This is a genomic window from Ensifer sp. Root278 (assembly GCF_001429285.1).
GTDB lineage: Bacteria > Pseudomonadota > Alphaproteobacteria > Rhizobiales > Rhizobiaceae > Ensifer.
In genome coordinates this window covers 342,124-359,924 of sequence record NZ_LMJJ01000001.1, presented here as the reverse complement: position 1 = coordinate 359,924, position 17,801 = coordinate 342,124, and the positions used below count along the sequence as shown (strand labels likewise).

Genomic DNA, 17,801 nt, shown 5'->3' with positions numbered 1-17,801 from the left:
TTACCCGATCATCTCCGCAAACAGGCTGTTCGGCCCGGCCTTGATGATTCGCACCTTGATAATGTCACCGATTTGCGATGCTTTTGCATCAACATTCACGGGCTGCAGCCAAGGGGAACGCCCGACGAGCTGGCCCGGCATGCGTCCTGCCTTCTCCAAAAGCAGGTCGATTTCGCGGCCGACGCAGGATTCGGCGAAGGCGCGCTGCTGCGAAAACAGCAAAGCCTGCAATTTTTCCAAGCGCTTGGCCTTTACGTCCTCGGGAACCTGGTCGCCGAGCTCGGCGCCGGGCGTGCCGGGGCGTGTCGAATATTTGAATGAAAATGCCTGTGCATAACCCACGGCCTCGACCAGGCGCATGGTGTCTTCGAAGTCCTCGTCGGTCTCGCCCGGGAAGCCGACGATGAAATCGCCCGACAGTGCGAGGTCCGGCTGGACCGCGCGGATACGCTCGATCAGCGCCAGATATTCGGCCGCGGTGTGCCTCCGGTTCATCGCCTTCAGGATGCGGTCGGAGCCGGACTGCACGGGCAGGTGCAGGTAAGGCATCAGCTTGCCCATCGAGCGATGCGCTTCGATCAGGCTGTCGTCCATGTCGCGCGGGTGGCTCGTCGTGTAGCGGAGCCGCGCAAGCCCCTCGATCTCGCCGAGACGCGTGAGCAGGTCGCCAAGCCCCCATTCGCGGCCATCGGGTCCGACGCCATGCCAGGCGTTGACGTTCTGGCCGAGCAGGGTGATTTCACGGACGCCGCCATCGACCAGCTTTTCCGCTTCAAAGACGATCTGCGCAACCGGGCGGGAAACTTCCGAGCCGCGCGTATAGGGCACGACACAGAAGGTGCAGAACTTGTCGCAACCCTCCTGCACCGTCAGGAAGGCGGTGACGCCGCGGGCGCGGGTCTTCGCCCTGTCGGGCGCCGGCAGGTGTTCGAACTTGTCCTCGACGGCATAGTCCGTCTGGACGACGCGCTCGCCGCTGCGGGCACGTTTCAGTGCTTCCGGCAGGCGGTGATAGGTCGTCGGGCCGATCACCAGATCGACCGCCGGCGCGCGCCTGAGGATCTCGTCGCCTTCGGCCTGTGCGACGCAGCCGGCAACGCCGATCACCATCTCGCGGCCTTCCTTGGCCTTCGCCTTCTTCAGGTCACGCAGGCGGCCAAGCTCGGAATAGACCTTTTCCGCCGCCTTCTCACGGATATGACAGGTGTTGAGGAGCACGAAGTCGGCATCTTCCAGCACGTCGGTCGAGACATAACCATCACGCGACAAGGCATCCGACATGCGGTCGGAATCATAGACGTTCATCTGGCAGCCATAGGTCTTGACGAAGACCTTGCGGGCCGGCACGCGCTCGTCGCCCGTTACGGGCGTTGTCGACAGAAGGGCTGTATCCTGGGTCATGGCGGCTTACTTAGTGCAAAGCGGCCCGAAGTTGAAGTATTTTCGGCACGGCTGCCTTTGCCGGCAGGCGTCAGGTCCGTCCGCGCAACCGGTCCGACAGCATGCTACGGATGCGCTGTTCGACTTTGCGGCTCACTTCCTTGCGATTGGTGTGCCGATCGTAGTCGATGGCTTCACCGAAATCGACGTCAACCTCGATCGCCCCTTCGCGCAGGATGCCGAGCAGATGCGGCACCAGTTCGGTGTCGCCCGGCCATGCGGCAATCGGCCGATTGAAGCGACCCATCGGCATGCCGTGGATGCCGGTATAGGAGATCGCGACTGGCTGGACATGCACGAGCCCGGTCGGCGAATGCGGCACGGCGGAAGCAGCAGCGCCGAAGAGCGAGGTCTTGATCTCCAACAGGCGGTTGCCATCCGAGGTCGTTCCCTCCGGAAAGAGCACGACGATTTCGCCCGACGCCATGCGCTGACCGATTTCGCTCACCTGCTTGCCGGTCGAGCGCTTCTGCTCGCGCTCGACGAAGATCGACGCCTGCAATCGTGCGAGGTGGCCGAAGACCGGCCAGCTTTTCACTTCGGACTTTGCGACGAAGACGACGTCGGTGACCGAGGACAGTACCAGAATGTCCTTCCAGGAGGCGTGATTGGCGCAGATGAGCAGCGGCCGCCGCCGCTCGACCTCGCCGTGAACCCGCACCTTAATGCCGAGAAGATAACAGGCGAGCCGGTGCCAGTATCGCGGTAAGCGACGGCGGGGTTTCAGGTCGAGCCAGAGGCAGACGATCTGGATCGGCATCAGAACGACCGAAACCAGCGCCAGAAGCGCTGCGAAGATCGCAATCCGTAGCCAATTGATCATCCGGAAAGAGTTCCCGCGCGCATCCTTGAAAAGTTAGAGCGGGATGCGGGCGGAAAACCGCATACACTTTTCCTCATCCCACGCTAATCCGCGCTTGGGACTAGCGAAGATCAAGCCTCATGACAAGCGCGGCAGTCCGCTGGCCGGCCTTGTCCTGGTAATAGGCGCGGCGTTCGCCGACCTTGTTGAAGCCGAGCTTACGGTAAAGCCCCATCGCCGCTTGATTGGTCTCGTCCACTTCGAGGAACAGCGCTTCGGAACCCTTGACCAGGGCCTCGCGCATCGCCGCCTGCATCAGCCGCCAGCCGAGACCGGAGCGCGCATAACGCGGCTCGACGCCGATCGTCAGGATTTCGGCCTCGCCGGCGACGGCGCGCGACAGGACGAAACCGCCAAAGGCCGGACGGAACGAGCCGTTCGTCTGGCGGGCGACAAAACCGAATACCGTGTCCTGCACCAGCAGCGCGTGAATTTCGCCGTCGGTCCAGGGGCTTGCAAAACGCTGGCGGTGCAGCGCTGCCGCCGCAAGAAGGTCGGCTTCCTCCAGCGGAAAAATGTCGAACTCGGTACGGCGAGTGAAGTAATCGGTGAAGCTCATCTCGGTCTACGCTCGGGCAATCGCGAAGCCCACCTGCGGCTTGGCGTCGGGGCCTCGGAGATATAGCGGTCGCGGCTTGGCCGAGGCTGGATCAGCAGCGGCGCCGAGCGCGGCGACAAAGGCAACATCGATGAGTTCGGAGGGTTTGGCAGGGGCGTTCGGGGCAACGAGAGCCGCGCCGGAGCCGCCGATGACGCCATCAAAGCCGGAGAAGCGTTCGCGCGCCACCTCGACAGCGAGCGCTTCGGGCTCACTTATGGCATCACCGGTCGCGCCGAAAGCCTGGACATAGACTTCGTCCCGCTTGGCATCTATGGCCACGAGGATGTCCCTGCCGGGCGCTGCAGCACGTATGCCTTCAGCCAGGACTGCGAGCGTCGAGACGCCGACCGCAGACTTGCCGAGCGCCAGCGCCAGGCCACGAGCGGCCGCCACGCCGACGCGAATGCCGGTGAACGAGCCCGGACCGACGGTGACCGCGATGCGGTCGATATCGGCAAGCGATCGGCCAGCCGCGGCCAGCGCCTCGTCAACGAATTCCATCAGCCGCTCGGCATGACCTTTGCCGAGATCGGCGCCCGAGCGCCCGAGCACGACAGCCGCTTCGCCGTCGTAGACGGCAACGGAGCAGCCGGAGCCGGACGTGTCGATCGCAAGTACAATCATTTCAACGCTGGATCTTTCAGACGCCACAAGCCGCAAGGCCGACCAGGCTTTGCGGCAAAATCGATACTACTCGGTCAGGTCAGGATGCGGGCGGAAAACCGCGCACATTTTTCTTCATCCCGCCCTTTTTCGCGAGACGCCGGACGGCGTCCGGTGTCAGACGGCCTCGACGGCTTGCACCTCGGGAACGAAATGGCGCAGCAGGTTCTGCACGCCATGCTTCAGCGTCGCCGTGGACGACGGGCAGCCCGAGCAGGCACCCTTCATGTTGAGGAAAACGGTGCCGTCCTTGAAGCCTCGGAAGGTGATGTCGCCACCGTCCTGTGCAACGGCCGGGCGCACGCGGGTTTCCAGAAGCTCCTTGATCGTGGCAACGATCGTCTCGTCACCTTCGTCGAAGAACTCGTCTTCCTGATCCGACTGCTCGGCGCGGCCGCTGCCAGCCATGATCGCCTGGCCCGACATGAAATGCTCCATGATCGAACCGAGGATCGCTGGCTTCAGGTGCTGCCACTCCTGGCTTTCCTTGCTGACGGTGATGAAATCGTAGCCGAAATAGACGCCGGTGACGCCCGGAATCGAAAACAGCCGTGCCGCCAGCGGCGAGCCGGCGCGGGCTTCTTCCTCGTCGCGGAATTCGGCGGTGCCGTTTTCCATAACAACCTTGCCCGGCAAAAACTTCAGCGTTGCCGGATTCGGCGTGGCTTCGGTCTGAATGAACATGTCTGTCTCCGTTTCGCCGGGAGCGACAGTCGCCCAGCTCTTTAGAATTATTCAAAAGAATATAGGGGCATGGCCCTCTGGTCGCAAGAGTACATAAAGCGGGATGAGGAAAAGTGTGAGCGGTTTTCCGCCCGCATCCCGCTTGACCCATGAAAAGCGACGCAGGTCAGCTGAGCGCGTCGATCTCCTCGTCCGTCAGGGCATCGGGGATGACCGTGACGGGGATCGGGAAGGCGGCTGCCTTGCCCGCGATCGACGACACCAGCGGGCCTGGGCCCTCTTTTGCCGATCCGGCGGCGAGCACCAGAATGGCGATGTCGCGGTCCTCCTCGATCGCCGCATGAATCTGCTCCGTGGCAGTTCCCTCGCGGATGACGATCTCCGGCTCGATACCGATCCGTTCGCGGACCGACTGGGCCACCTTGGCGAGCGTCGCCTCGGCTTCCTCGCGCGCTTCCGCACGCATGATTTCCTCGACCCCCAGCCATTGCTGGAAGTCGCCATCGGCGATCACATAGAGCAGGACGAGACCGCCATTGGAGTTCTTGGCGCGCATGCCCGCATAGTGCACGGCGCGCCCGCATTCCGGGGTATCGTCTATCACCGCCATGAATTTGCGGCGGTGACCTTCAAGTCGAGAGAGTCGGGTCGAGACCATAGGGTGAACAATACATCCCGGGTTGGCCGCCGCAAGGTCTGATTTTCGCGTTTCGGAGCGGGACACGGAAAAGTGCCCGTGGCCTTCCGCTCTTGGTCCGCTCCGACTCCTGAACCGAAGTGAATCCGGGTCCGAGGACCCGGATTCAGTCAACTACTGCAGAAAACCGATGATCTCGCGCACTTCGCTCATCGTCTTTTCCGCCCGCGCCCGCGCTCGCTCGCCGCCATCGCGGAGAATGGCGTCAATGTGAGCGGTGTCGCCCATCAGGCGGCGCATTTCGGCGGTGATCGGCGACAGGACCTCGACCGCGAGGTCGACGAGCGCCGGCTTGAAGACCGAGAACTGCTGCCCGCCAAACTCGGCCAGCACCTGCTCCTTGGTCTTGTCCGACAGCGCCGCATAGATGCCGACGAGGTTTTCCGCTTCCGGACGACCCTTGAGCCCTTCGACCTCGCTTGGTAGCGCATCCGGATCGGTCTTGGCCTTGCGGATCTTCTTCGAGATCGTCTCGGCGTCGTCCATCAGGTTGACGCGCGAAAGGTCGGACGGGTCGGATTTCGACATCTTCTTCGTGCCATCACGCAGCGACATGACGCGCGGCGTCGCGCCGCCGATCAGCGGCTCGACCGGCGGGAAATAGGCGTGGATCGGCTCTTCGCCGACAACCATATCGACACCGTAGCCGGCGCTGCGGATATGCTCCATGAAGTCGATATTGAACTTCTGGGCAATGTCGCGCGTCAGCTCCAGGTGCTGCTTCTGGTCGTCACCGACAGGAACGTGGGTGGCACGATAGACGAGAATGTCGGCCGCCATCAGGCTCGGATAGGCTAGCAGACCGAGCGAGGCGTTCTCGCGGTCCTTGCCGGCCTTGTCCTTGAACTGCGTCATGCGGCTCATCCAGCCGATGCGGGCGACGCAATTGAAGATCCAGGCGAGTTCGGCATGCTGGGGCACGGCCGACTGATTGAAGACGATATGTTTCTTCGGATCGATGCCCGAAGCGATGAAGGCGGCGGCGATCGAGCGGATCTGCCCCTTCAGGTCCTCGTGCACGAGCTGGGCCGTGATCGAATGCAGGTCGACGACGCAGTAGATGCAGTCGTTGTTTTCCTGCAGTGCCACGAACTTGCGGATCGCACCGAGATAATTGCCGAGATGGAGATTGCCCGTCGGCTGTACGCCGGAGAATACGAGCGGCTTGAATTCGTTCATGTCGTCCTCAATAGGCTGGTGGAGGGCCCCAGGGCTTTGTCGCCCATGTAGCTAACGGCATGGCTTATGCACGGGTGGCGGTAGGCAATCAAGAGGTCGCCGCAGCCTCGTCTATTCCGCCGGTTGCAGCAGATCCCAATGGTTGCCGAACGGATCGCTGAAGACCGCCACCGTGCCATAGGGCTCGTGGCGCGGCGCTTCCAGAAAGGCGACGCCGTCGGCCAGCATCGCCGCATGGTCGCGCGCGAAATCGTCGGTGAAGAGGAAGAAGCCGACACGGCCGCCGGTCTGGTTGCCGATCGCCGCCTCCTGGCGTTCGCCGTCGGCCTTGGCAAGCAGCAGCGAAGTCTCAACCGCGCCCTTGGGGCGAACGACGACCCAGCGCTTGCTGTCGTCGAGCCTCGTGTCTTCCACGAGGTCGAAGCCGAGCTTGCCGCAATAGAAGGCGATGCCGGCATCGTAGTCCGGCACGACCAGGGCAATGCGTGCGATCGTCTGGCGCATCAGTCGCTCGCCTCCGGTGCTGCAGCGGGTTCTGCCGGTGCTTTGGCCTTGCGCTTGATGCTCCGGCGGATCATGCCGAGGCTGGCGCCGCCGAGACCGAAGGCGAGCGCGAAGTAGATCACCATCGCCACCGAGACCAGACCGAGCAGGGTTACTGCCCGTGTCACGAGCGGCGCGGCGGAAGAGAGCTCGAAGGCGAACCAGTCGATCGCGAAATACAGCGCCGCAGCCATGCCCGCCGCCGCGATGGCGAGGCGCGGAATGCGGGTCAGCAACGGGATGTCCCTGCCCCAATGGCCGCGCCAGACGAGTGTTGCGAAGAGCAGGACGGCGTTCACCCAGCCGGCGACGATCTCGGCTGTAGCGATGCCGCTTGCGCCGAGCCGCGGAAACAGGGTCAGCGCCAGCGAGACGTTCACGACGACGGAGATGGCGGCGAAGATCATCGGCGTGCGCGTATCCTCGCGCGCGAAGAAGCCGGGAATGAAGGCCTTGATCAAGACGAAAGCCGGCAGGCCGAGACCGTAAATTGCCAGGATGTGACCGACGATGACGGTCGATTCCGGCGAGAACTTGCCGCGCTCGAAGAGCAGCCGGACGATCGGCTCGGACATCACGAGCAACGCAGCTGCCGCCGGCAGCGTCAGGAACAACGTGAACTCGACCGAGCGGTTCTGCAGGTTCGACGCTTCGTTGACATTGCCGGAACGCAGCGCCCGGGCAAGTTCCGGCAGCAGCACGGTTGCCACCGCGATGCCGACGACGCCAAGCGGAAGCTGGTAGATCCGGTCCGCATAGACCAGCGACGAGACCGCGCCTTCGCTCGCCGAGGCGATATTGGTATTGATCAAGAGGTTGATCTGGGTGATGCCGCCGGTGATCGCCGCCGGCAGGGCTAGCACCAGCAGGCGCCTGACACTGGCGGTCATCTTCGGCCGGCGGAGGCCGATCTTGATGCCGGCGTCGCGCACGGCGATCCAGACGATCGCAAGCTGCACCAGACCGGCCGCCATGACCCCCCAGGACAGCGCATAGCCGACGGCCACCGGATCTTGGCCCTCATACCAGGCGTAGGCCAGCACCGCGATCAGGATGACATTGAGGAACACCGGCGCAATCGCTGCCGCAAAGAAGCGATGCAGCGAGTTCAGCATGCCGCCCATCATCGCCGCCAGCGACATGCAGGCGAGATAGGGGAACATGATGCCTGCAAAGACGATGGTGTTGCCGAGCTTTTCCGGATCGTCGGCAAAACCGGGGGCGATCAGCTTGCTGACGATGAAGGGCATCGTCAGTTCCATCGCGATCGTCAGGAACAGAAGCACGGTGAAGAGAACGCCGAAGACTTCCTCGGAAAAGCGCCGCGCGCCCTCCATGCCGTTCGCCTCGATCTCCTTGGCAAAGAGCGGCACGAAGGCGGAGTTGAAGGCCCCTTCGGCAAACAGCCGGCGGAAGGTGTTCGGCAGGCGGAAGGCCGTGTTGAAGGCATCGGCGACCGGGCCGGTGCCGAGGGCGGCCGCCATGAAGGTTTCGCGGATGAAGCCGAACAGGCGGCTTCCAAGCGTCGCGCCGCCGACGGTTGCAAATTTCTTGACCAGACTCATGTTTCGGCTTTTGTCGTTCTTTGAGCGGAGGAGACACCCGGTGGCGGCGCGATGATGCCGGAGGGCATGCGGTCGCGGGCTTCGTCACCCTCACCGGCCATGACGGCCTTGAGGCGGGCGGCAATGTTCATCTGACGGTTCTCGCTCGTCACCTTCTGACCGACGAGGTCGGTGACATAGAAGGTGTCGATCACCTTCTCACCGAAGGTGGTGATGTGCGCCGAGGCGATATCGAGCGAGAGATCGGAAAGCACTGCGGTGATCTCGGACAAGAGGCCCGGACGGTCGAGGCCCTCGACCTCGATCACCGTAAACTTGTTCGACAATGTGTTGCTGATCGTCACCTCGGGCGTCACGGTAAACGCCTTGGTGCGCTTCTTCACCTTCGTCCGGCTGGCAATCACTTCGGGCAGGCGTTTGCGGCCGGCAAGTACGTCCTCGATCAGCTTGCCGATGCTGCCCGCTCGCCGCATCTCATCCCCGTCGACGGCGAACTCGCGGTTCACCAGGATCGTGTCCAGTGCCCGTCCGTCAGAGGTCGTGAAGATCTGGGCATCGACGATGTTGGCGCCGGCGGCAGCGCAGGCGCCGGCGATCACGGTCAGGAGACGCGGATGGTCGGGCGAAAGCACGGTGATTTCGGTGATCGCATGGAACTGGTGCGTGCGCACCATCGTCGCCAGCGCCTTGTCGGCGGCGTCCGCTTCGCGGATGAAGCGTGCATGGCGCACCTGATCTTCGAGCGCGACGGTCAGCAGATAGGGCTGATAATGCAGGCGCACATAGTCGTCGCGCTCCTTCTCGGACCAGTCCGTCAACGCCTCGCCGAGCATCATCGCGGCATGCGCGGCGCGCTCCTTGCGCGACAGTTCCGAGAAGCCGCCCGACAGCAACAGTTCGGTCTCGTAATAGAGCGTGCGCAACAGTTGCCCCTTCCAGCCGTTCCAGACGCCTGGACCGACGGCGCGGATATCGCAAACGGTCAGAACCAAGAGCATCTTCAGCCGGTCGAGCGACTGCACCCGCTCGGCGAAGTCGACGATCGTCTTGCGGTCGTTGAGGTCGCGCGTCTGGGCGACCATCGACATCAACAGATGCTCCTCGATCAGCCAGGCGACGAGTTCGGTCTGCTTTGGCGACAGCCCGAAGCGCGGGCAGAGCTTGCGCGCCACCTTTGCGCCGGCGGTCGAGTGATTCTCGGGCCTGCCCTTGGCGATGTCGTGCAGCAGCACGGCGACGTAGAGCGCCTCGCGCTCCTCGATCCCCGGCATCAGCTGGGCGACCAGCGGATGCGCCTCCTCCTCGATGCCGCCTTCGATGCGCGAGAGCACGTCGACGGTGCGCAGCAGGTGCTCGTCGACCGTATAGTGATGATACATGTTGAACTGCATCATCGAGACGATCTTGCCGAAATCCGGAATAAAGCGGCCGAGCACGCCCGCTTCGTTCATGCGCCTGAGGATGAGTTCCGGCTTGCGGCGCGAGGTGAGGATCGACAGGAAGAGGCGGTTCGCCTCCTCGTTTTCGCGCAGCGCCGGCTTGATCAAACTCAGCGACCGCGTCACCTGGCGCAGTGCCGCCGGATGGAACTCAAGCCCGTTGATGTCGGCGATGTGGAAGAAGCGCAGCAGGTTGACCGGATCGCGCTTGAAGACGTCGGGGCTCGCGAGCGCGATGCGGCCGCCGTCGTCGACAAAATCGAGCGTGCCGGGGATCTTGCGACTGCGATGGGTGAAGCGGCCGATGATGCCGGAGATGCCGGGGGCATCCTTGGCCTGCTGGTCTTCGAGTGCGGCGCAGAAAATGCGGGTCAGGTCGCCGACGTCCTTCGCCACCAGGAAGAAGTGCTTCATGAAGCGCTCGACGGCGGAAAGGCCCGGATGGTCGTGGTAGCCCAGCGCTTCGGCGATCTCCCGTTGGATGTCGAAGGAGAGCCGCTCTTCCGCCTTGCCGGTCAGGAAATGCATATGGCAGCGCACAGCCCAGAGGAAATCCTCGGCCTTCTGGAAAAGCTGGTACTCCTGCCGCGACAATACCCCGACCTTCACGAGGTCGGCGGTGTCCTTGAGGCGGTAGAAATATTTGGCGATCCAGAACAGCGTGTGCAGGTCGCGAAGACCGCCCTTACCTTCCTTGACGTTCGGCTCGACGAGATAGCGCGTATCACCGGCCTTGCGGTGGCGCTCATCACGCTCGGCAAGCTTGGCGGCGATAAAATCCGGGCCTGTGTTGCGCACGATTTCATGATCGAAGCGCGTTTCGAGCTCGGCGCTCAGCGTCTCGGAGCCGCAGATGTAACGCGTCTCGAGAATGGCCGTGCGAATGGTCATGTCGGCGCGCGACAGGCGGATGCATTCGTCAATGGTGCGGGTGGCGTGGCCGACCTTGAAGCCCAGATCCCAGAGGATATAGAGCATGAACTCGATCGCCGGTTCCGCCCACACGGCCTTCTTGACCGGCAGCAGGAACAGAAGGTCGATGTCCGAGCCCGGCGCCAGCGTGCCGCGGCCATAACCGCCGACCGCAGCCACCGCGATGCGCGAGGCCGGCGGCGCATTGGCAGCGTCGAAGATCTCGTTCAGCACGAAATCATGCAGTACGGTGATCAGCTGATCCTGCAGCCAGGAAATGCGCTCGGCGCACAGAATGCCGGCTCCGTCGGCATAAAACAGTTCGCGCGCCTTGGCCCGGCCGGCGACGTTTGCCTGCTTGAAGGCGGCCAGCAGCGCCTGGCGCATCGGCTCGCGCTGCTCGGCATGGGCCGAGGCGATGAAGTCGCATTTTGCCCGGAGCGCTGCGACATCGAGGATTTCGGGAAAGAAAGTTTCGTGTCTGCCCATGTAGTGCCGAGGGGCGTCCTGTCCGACTGGTTGCGTGGTTCGCTCGCGATCGAGCGCTCCTGCATGATCCTTACGACCGAGGCCGAACAAAGACCACACAGCATTTCAATCGCCGCGCCGGCAAAGGCGCGCGGCGCTGTATAGCCTTTTTACGGAAGGCTGCACAGGAAAAAGGCGCGCGCCGCTTTAGCCAGCGGTTGGCGGGATGCGGGCGGAAAACCGCACACACTTTTCCTCATCCCGCCTTGGCGACGCTCAGTTCCTTCTTCAGCGCATAGAGCGCGTCGAGCGCTTCGCGCGGCGTCATGTCGTCTGGGTTCAGCGTCTTCAACGCCTCCTCGACCTTGGACGGACCTGCGGCCTTCACCTCTTCGCGGCGGATCGCCACCTGGAAGAGCGGCAGATCGTCGATCAGCTGGCTCGCCGGGTTCTTGCGGTCGGCATCCTCGAGCTTGGCGAGCACGTCCTTGGCACGCGCCACCACCGAGGCCGGCAGGCCGGCAAGGCGGGCGACCTGGATGCCATAGGACCGGTCGGCAGCGCCCGGGCCTACCTCGTGCAGGAAGATCACGTCGCCGTGCCATTCCTTGACGCGCATCGTCGCGTTCGAGAGACGGCCGAGCTTTTCCGAAAGCACCGTCAGCTCATGGAAGTGGGTGGCAAACAGGCCGCGGCAGCGGTTTGCCTCATGCAGGTGCTCGACCGCCGCCCAGGCGATCGACAGGCCGTCGAAGGTGGCGGTGCCACGACCGATCTCGTCGAGGATCACCAGCGAGCGGTCGGTCGCCTGGTTGAGGATTGCCGCCGTCTCGACCATCTCGACCATGAAGGTCGAGCGGCCGCGCGCCAGATCGTCGGAGGCGCCGACGCGGGAGAAGAGCCGGTCGACGATGCCGATATGGGCGCTTGCGGCGGGAACGAAAGTGCCCATCTGCGCCATGATCGCGATCAGCGCATTCTGGCGCAGGAAGGTCGATTTACCGCCCATGTTGGGACCGGTGAGCAGCCAGATCGCACCGCCTTCTTCGCCCTCAGGAGGTGAGAGATCGCAGCCATTGGCGACGAAGGCATTGCTTGCCTGGCGCTTCAGCGCCTGCTCGACGACAGGATGGCGGCCGCCGTCGATCGCGAACTTGCGCGAGCGGTCGACGTTAGGCCGTGCATAGGCCTGCTCCTCAGCAAGCACGGCAAGGCCGACGGAGACGTCCACGGTCGCCAGCGCCAATGCCGCCGCCTTGAGCGTCTCGGCAGCCGCAACGACCTCGGCCGTCATCGCCTCGAAGGCTTCAAGCTCGATCGACAGGGCGCGGTCGGCGGCGTTGGCGATCTTGCTTTCAAGTTCCGCCAGCTCCGTCGTGGTGAAGCGCATGGCATTGGCCATGGTCTGGCGATGGATGAAGCGGGCGCGGCCGGCATCCGTATCGGTCATCGAGCCGGCATTGCCGGCGGTCACCTCGATGAAATAACCAAGCACGTTGTTGTGCTTGATCTTCAGCGACTTGATGCCGGTTTCTTCGGAATATTGCAGCTGCAGCCCGGCGATCACCCGCCGCGACTGGTCGCGCAGCGCCCGGACTTCGTCGAGCTCGGCATTGGCACCTGAGCGCAGGAAGCCGCCGTCGCGCTTCAGCAGTGGCAGTTCCTCGCCAAGGGTGGCGTCGAGCAGGCCGAGCAGACCCGCAGGCAGCGCATCGATCGCGGCGCGTGCTTCCTTCAGCTCATCCGATAGCGTGCCGGCCGCCATCCGGCGCGAAATCGACGCCGACGCATGCAAGCCGGCCTGGATGGCGCCGAGATCACGGGGACCGCCGCGGCCGAGCGCCAGTCGCGACAGGGCGCGCGGCATATCCGGCGCACGGCGCAGCGCGTCGCGCAGGTCGCCTGCGAAGGAAGGCTGATCCGCAAGGATCTCGATCGAGTCGAGGCGCTGGTTGATACGGTCCGGATCGGTCAGCGGCGACATCAGCCGCTCGGCGAGAAGCCGGGCGCCGCCGCTCGTCACCGTGCGGTCGAGCGCCTTCAGCAGCGTGCCCTCGCGCGCGCCGGAGAGTGTCTTGACCAGTTCAAGGTTGGCGCGGGTCGCCGGATCGATGAACAGCGTCGAGGCGGCACTTTCGCGCTCGGGGGTGCCGAGCGCCGGACGTTCGGCAAGCTGGGTCTTCTCGACATAGGAGATCGCAGCCGAAGCGGCGGCCAATTCGGCGCGCGAGAATGTGCCGAAGCCGTCGAGCGTCTTGACGCCGAAATAGCGGCTAATGCGGCCCTCGGCCGTCGCGCTGTCGAACAGCACCGCCGGCTGCGGCACGGCCACGCGGCCGAGCACGTCGAAGACGGGCCTCAATTCCGGATCGTGAAACACCGTATCGGCAAGGATCAGTTCGCGCGGCTCGATGCGCAGGATATCGGCGAGCAGCCGGCTTTCGGCGGTCTCGGCCAGCCGGAAGATGCCGGTGGAGATATCGATCCAGGCAAGCGCGTAAGCGGGTTCGGACCCGCTCTTGATGCGCGCCAGCGCCATCAGGTAGTTGGTCTCCGACGGCGACAGCAGCTTCTCTTCGGTGATCGTGCCCGGTGTCACCAGGCGCACGACGTCGCGGCGCACCACCGACTTGCCGCCGCGCTTCTTGGCCTCCGCCGGGTCTTCGACCTGCTCGCAGACGGCGACGCGGAAGCCGAGGCCGATCAGCTTCTGCAGATAATCGTCGGCGGCATGCACCGGTACGCCGCACATCGGGATTTCCTGTCCCATGTGCTGGCCGCGCTTCGTCAGCGTGATGCCGAGCGCGCGCGACGCTTCGACCGCGTCCTGGAAGAACAGCTCGTAGAAGTCGCCCATGCGGTAGAACAGCAGCGAATCCGGGTTGTTCGCCTTGATCTCGATGAACTGTTCCATCATCGGCGTGGCCGTGGAACGGCTTTCCTCGCTCGCCAGTTCGGCTGCGGACAACACCTCCCCGGCGCGGTTCGATTGGTCTGTCACGAAATTCATGATTGTTCCGAAAAAAGAGATGGCACACTATCCCCAAGCAATTGTAGACGACAACCATAAAGAGGCGCGCCGCAAGGCTCGCCCACAGGAGGATAGAGGAAACATGCCGGCCACCGACAAGACCGATCGCACAATGACGAGCGTCACCGCGCAAGAAGCGCTCGATTTTCACTCGCAGGGTCGTCCCGGAAAGCTGGAGATTTCCCCCACCAAGGCCATGGCGACCCAGCGCGACCTGTCGCTTGCCTATTCGCCGGGTGTCGCGGTGCCGGTGAAGGCGATCGCCGAGGACCCCAGCACCGCCTATGACTACACGACGCGCGGCAACATGGTCGCCGTCATCTCGAACGGCACCGCCATCCTCGGCCTCGGCAACCTCGGGGCGCTTGCCTCCAAGCCGGTCATGGAAGGCAAGGCGGTGCTGTTCAAGCGCTTCGCCGACGTCGATTCCATCGACCTCGAAGTCGATACCGAGAACGTCGACGAGTTCATCAACTGCGTGCGCTTCCTGGGGCCGTCCTTCGGTGGCATCAACCTCGAAGACATCAAGGCCCCGGACTGTTTCATCATCGAGCAGAAGCTGCGCGAGGTCATGGACATCCCGGTGTTCCACGACGACCAGCACGGCACCGCGATCATTGCCGCTGCCGGCCTGATCAATGCGCTGGCTTTGACCGGCCGCGACTTCAAGACGACGAAGCTCGTCTGCAACGGCGCGGGTGCTGCTGCCATCGCCTGCATCGAGCTCATCAAGTCGATGGGCTTCAATTCGGAAAACATCATCCTTTGCGACACCAAGGGCGTGATCTTCGAGGGTCGCACCGAAGGCATGAACCAGTGGAAGTCGGCGCACGCGGTCAAGACCGACCGCCGCACCCTCGCAGAAGCGCTCGAGGGCGCAGACGTGGTCTTCGGCCTTTCGGCCAAGGGTGCGCTTTCGGAAGACATGGTCCGCTCGATGGCACCGCGGCCGATCATCTTCGCCATGGCCAACCCGGATCCGGAAATCACGCCGGAGGAAGTCGCCCGCATCCGTGACGACGCGATCGTCGCGACCGGCCGTTCGGACTATCCGAACCAGGTCAACAACGTGCTTGGTTTCCCCTATATCTTCCGCGGCGCGCTCGACGTGCGCGCCTCGACGATCAACGACGCGATGAAGATCGCGGCGGCTGAAGCGCTGGCAAGCCTTGCCAAGGAAGATGTGCCTGATGATGTTGCGGCCGCCTACCAGGGCAACCGTCCACGCTTCGGCGCGCAATACATCATCCCGGTCCCCTTCGATCCGCGGCTGATCTCGTCGATCCCGATGGCGGTCGCCAAGGCTGCGATGGAAAGCGGCGTCGCGCAGAAGCCGATCACCGATCTCGAAGCCTATGGCCGTCAGCTTTCCGCCCGCCGCGACCCGATCGCCTCGACGCTGCAGCGTATCTACGAACGCGTCCGGCGCCAGCCGAAGCGCATTGTCTTTGCCGAAGGCGAAGAGGTGCAGGTCATGCGCTCGGCGATCGCCTATGCCAACCAGCAGCTCGGCACCGCCATCCTGCTCGGCCGCGAGGAGCGCATGCGCGAGACGGCGGAGCGCGAGGGCATCGACCTAGACCGCCCCGGCATCCAGATCGTCAATGCACGCCTTTCCAAGCGCGTCGGCGCCTATACGGACTATCTCTATGCCCGCCTGCAGCGGAAGGGCTTCCTCTTCCGCGACGCCCAGCGCCTGATCAACAACGACCGCAACCACTTCGCCGCCTGCATGGTGGCACTCGGTGACGCCGACGGGATGGTGACGGGCCTCACCCGCAACTATTCGACCGCCCTCGAGGACGTGCGCCGCTGCATCGATCCGAAGCCGGGCCATCGCGTCATCGGCGTCTCGATCGCGCTCTGCCGCGGCCGCACCGTGCTCGTCGCCGACACGGCAGTGCACGACATGCCCTCTTCGGAGGAGCTTGCCGATATCGCCGAGGAGGCAGCCGGCCTCGCCAAACGGCTCGGTTACGTGCCGCGCGTGGCGATGCTCGCCTATTCCACCTTCGGCCACCCCTCGGGCGAACGCTCCGAGCGGGTGCGCGAGGCGGTCAACATCCTCGACAAGCGCCGCGTCGACTTCGAATATGACGGGGAAATGGCGGCGGACGTGGCGCTCAACGCCCGCGTCATGGAGCAATATCCGTTCTGCCGCCTCTCCGGCACCGCCAACGTGCTCGTCATGCCGGCGTTCCACTCGGCGTCGATCTCGACCAAGATGCTGCAGGAACTCGGCGGCTCGACGGTGATTGGTCCCCTGCTCGTCGGCTTCGACAAGTCGATCCAGATCGTCTCGATGTCGGCCAAGGATTCCGACATCGTCAACATGGCGGCGATTGCCGCCTACAACGCCGGCATGTGACACCGACGGATGTACTATTTTGGCGCAGGCCTGGCACTCAAAGTCGCCAGGTCTGCCGAAATAGTAACAAATCGCTACAAGTTATAAAAAGAAGAGCCCGCATCCCCTGGAGAGAAGAAGCGAGCTCATAATCAGGCAACCGAACTACGTTTCAGGTAATGAAAGACGGAGGATTTGGGATTTCATGCCGGCCAACCTCCGGAAATGATCGGCCATTCCTCCGTTATTTTCTCTATTCTCTCGTGATGAAATTAGAGAATAACTTGACAATACAAGTCTCTCTTTCAGTCTCGAAAGTCAAACTCGTCATTAAGACTTGGTTAATCCAGTCGCGCGCCCGTCAGGAGACGGAGGTCGCGAACCGCCCTGCGTCTGCGCCGTAATAATTGAGATAACGGCCGGAGATATTGCTGATCGGCAGCACGATCAAAACATCCGTCGTGCGGAATGCATGATCGACCACCGCGCCGTCGCCGACCATTGCGCCCAGACGCATATAGCCCTTGATCAGCGGCGGCAGGGCGCCGAGCGCCTTTTTCGCATTGATCGCCTCGGCCGGCATCAAATCCATGGTCCGATGCAGTTCCGGACGTGCGCTCACGGCCCATTCGTCACGGGCGCGGATGTTGTGATGCAGGAAGGAAAGCGCCAGCGCATGCTCGGCCGGCACCACGCCGGGGAACGAACCGCAGCCGAACATGGCGTCCATGCCGTATTTGAGGGCGTAGGCCCAGTTTCCCTGCCAAAGCAGTTCCACCGTCCGCTTGGTACGGTAGTCCGGCAACACGCAGGAACGGCCAAGCTCCATGAAGCGCTTGGTCGGATGGCGAGCGAGAAGCTGGTCGATGGCAAATTCGGAAGCCGAGTAGAAACCGCCCGAGCGCTCGGCCACGTCCTGGCGGAGCAAGCGATAGGTGCCGACGATCTGATCCTCGGCATCGCCCTCGATCGAGGTATCGAGAACCAGAAGGTGATCGCAGATCGCGTCCCAGCTGTCGATGTCGCGCTTGCGGCGGTCGGCTTCGGCGCCAACCTGCGCATTCATCTCTTCGACGAAAACCTTGTAGCGTACGGCCTGGGCGGCATCGATCTCCGATGCCGTCCGTGCCAGGCGCGTCTCGAGATTGGCGATCCTGCCAAGAACGTCAGTCGTCGGGGCGGCAGCCTTCTTGCCGATGCAAGCCTGAGAAGTGTCAACCACGTTCGCTGAATCCAGTAGCTCGATGGCCATCCGCGTCATCCCGAATCAATTCTATCTGCCGGGCTTAGACCACGTTTCTGCAACAACATAGTGACATGAAAGCGGCATACAACCCCCACGCCCCGATGGTTACGGTTACCACTGCCGA

Annotated in this window: 13 protein-coding genes; 1 reads left to right on the top strand and 12 read right to left on the bottom strand. The window is 63.4% G+C overall.

Annotated features, from left to right (window positions below; all coding sequences use genetic code 11):
* From miaB to mutS, 11 genes are all read right to left on the bottom strand, one after another.
* Positions 1–1,401 (bottom strand): tRNA (N6-isopentenyl adenosine(37)-C2)-methylthiotransferase MiaB, encoded by a 1,401-nt coding sequence (gene miaB, locus ASE60_RS01790; protein WP_057248016.1) that lies wholly within the window; start codon positions 1,399–1,401, stop codon positions 1–3.
* Positions 1,402–1,471: 70 nt separating this feature from the next.
* Positions 1,472–2,263, bottom strand: a complete 792-nt coding sequence (locus ASE60_RS01785; RefSeq protein WP_057248015.1) for a 1-acyl-sn-glycerol-3-phosphate acyltransferase — start codon at positions 2,261–2,263, stop codon at positions 1,472–1,474.
* Positions 2,264–2,363: 100 nt separating this feature from the next.
* Positions 2,364–2,861 carry an N-acetyltransferase gene (locus tag ASE60_RS01780; RefSeq protein ID WP_057248014.1) on the bottom strand — a complete coding sequence of 166 codons (498 nt, stop codon included), beginning with the start codon at positions 2,859–2,861 and terminating at the stop codon, positions 2,364–2,366.
* A gap of 6 nt (positions 2,862–2,867) precedes the next feature.
* Positions 2,868–3,527 carry a tRNA (adenosine(37)-N6)-threonylcarbamoyltransferase complex dimerization subunit type 1 TsaB gene (gene tsaB, locus ASE60_RS01775; RefSeq protein ID WP_057248013.1) on the bottom strand — a complete coding sequence of 220 codons (660 nt, stop codon included), beginning with the start codon at positions 3,525–3,527 and terminating at the stop codon, positions 2,868–2,870.
* 156 nt (positions 3,528–3,683) lie between these two features.
* A complete protein-coding gene (locus tag ASE60_RS01770; RefSeq protein ID WP_057248012.1) occupies positions 3,684–4,250 on the bottom strand; it encodes a NifU family protein in 567 nt (188 codons plus the stop codon).
* Between the two features lie 166 nt (positions 4,251–4,416).
* Positions 4,417–4,908, bottom strand: coding sequence for a universal stress protein (locus tag ASE60_RS01765; RefSeq protein ID WP_057248011.1), 492 nt, complete (start codon positions 4,906–4,908; stop codon positions 4,417–4,419).
* Between the two features lie 153 nt (positions 4,909–5,061).
* Complete coding sequence (gene trpS / locus ASE60_RS01760) at positions 5,062–6,126, bottom strand: tryptophan--tRNA ligase (RefSeq protein ID WP_057248010.1); 1,065 nt, start codon at positions 6,124–6,126, stop codon at positions 5,062–5,064.
* Between the two features lie 111 nt (positions 6,127–6,237).
* Entirely contained in the window at positions 6,238–6,630 is a 393-nt protein-coding gene (locus ASE60_RS01755) for a VOC family protein (RefSeq protein WP_057248009.1), read from the bottom strand.
* Entirely contained in the window at positions 6,630–8,234 is a 1,605-nt protein-coding gene (murJ, locus tag ASE60_RS01750; protein WP_057248008.1) for a murein biosynthesis integral membrane protein MurJ, read from the bottom strand. The genes ASE60_RS01755 and murJ overlap by 1 nt, the downstream gene beginning before the upstream one ends.
* On the bottom strand, positions 8,231–11,074 hold the full coding sequence (locus tag ASE60_RS01745) for a [protein-PII] uridylyltransferase (RefSeq protein ID WP_057248007.1): 2,844 nt from the start codon (positions 11,072–11,074) through the stop codon (positions 8,231–8,233). The genes murJ and ASE60_RS01745 overlap by 4 nt, the downstream gene beginning before the upstream one ends.
* A 235-nt stretch (positions 11,075–11,309) precedes the next feature.
* Positions 11,310–14,063: a DNA mismatch repair protein MutS gene (gene mutS / locus ASE60_RS01740; RefSeq protein WP_057248006.1), complete on the bottom strand. Its 2,754-nt coding sequence runs from the start codon at positions 14,061–14,063 to the stop codon at positions 11,310–11,312.
* Positions 14,064–14,166: 103 nt separating this feature from the next.
* Here mutS and ASE60_RS01735 point away from each other — a divergent pair, with 103 nt between their 5' ends.
* On the top strand, positions 14,167–16,452 hold the full coding sequence (locus ASE60_RS01735; RefSeq protein WP_057248005.1) for an NADP-dependent malic enzyme: 2,286 nt from the start codon (positions 14,167–14,169) through the stop codon (positions 16,450–16,452).
* A gap of 340 nt (positions 16,453–16,792) precedes the next feature.
* Here the strand turns inward: ASE60_RS01735 and ASE60_RS01730 are convergent, their stop codons facing one another.
* Positions 16,793–17,683 carry a GNAT family N-acetyltransferase gene (locus ASE60_RS01730; protein ID WP_057248004.1) on the bottom strand — a complete coding sequence of 297 codons (891 nt, stop codon included), beginning with the start codon at positions 17,681–17,683 and terminating at the stop codon, positions 16,793–16,795.
* Between the last annotated feature and the right edge of the window lie 118 nt (positions 17,684–17,801).

Coding starts and splice junctions, on each gene's coding strand:
- trpS (WP_057248010.1), bottom strand. CDS start 6,126: ATGAACGAATTCAAGCCGCTCGTATTCTCCGGCGTACAGCCGACGGGC.
- mutS (WP_057248006.1), bottom strand. CDS start 14,063: ATGAATTTCGTGACAGACCAATCGAACCGCGCCGGGGAGGTGTTGTCC.
- ASE60_RS01785 (WP_057248015.1), bottom strand. CDS start 2,263: ATGATCAATTGGCTACGGATTGCGATCTTCGCAGCGCTTCTGGCGCTG.
- miaB (WP_057248016.1), bottom strand. CDS start 1,401: ATGACCCAGGATACAGCCCTTCTGTCGACAACGCCCGTAACGGGCGAC.
- ASE60_RS01755 (WP_057248009.1), bottom strand. CDS start 6,630: ATGCGCCAGACGATCGCACGCATTGCCCTGGTCGTGCCGGACTACGAT.
- ASE60_RS01745 (WP_057248007.1), bottom strand. CDS start 11,074: ATGGGCAGACACGAAACTTTCTTTCCCGAAATCCTCGATGTCGCAGCG.
- ASE60_RS01735 (WP_057248005.1), top strand. CDS start 14,167: ATGCCGGCCACCGACAAGACCGATCGCACAATGACGAGCGTCACCGCG.
- murJ (WP_057248008.1), bottom strand. CDS start 8,234: ATGAGTCTGGTCAAGAAATTTGCAACCGTCGGCGGCGCGACGCTTGGA.
- ASE60_RS01730 (WP_057248004.1), bottom strand. CDS start 17,683: ATGGCCATCGAGCTACTGGATTCAGCGAACGTGGTTGACACTTCTCAG.
- ASE60_RS01765 (WP_057248011.1), bottom strand. CDS start 4,908: ATGGTCTCGACCCGACTCTCTCGACTTGAAGGTCACCGCCGCAAATTC.
- ASE60_RS01780 (WP_057248014.1), bottom strand. CDS start 2,861: ATGAGCTTCACCGATTACTTCACTCGCCGTACCGAGTTCGACATTTTT.
- ASE60_RS01770 (WP_057248012.1), bottom strand. CDS start 4,250: ATGTTCATTCAGACCGAAGCCACGCCGAATCCGGCAACGCTGAAGTTT.
- tsaB (WP_057248013.1), bottom strand. CDS start 3,527: ATGATTGTACTTGCGATCGACACGTCCGGCTCCGGCTGCTCCGTTGCC.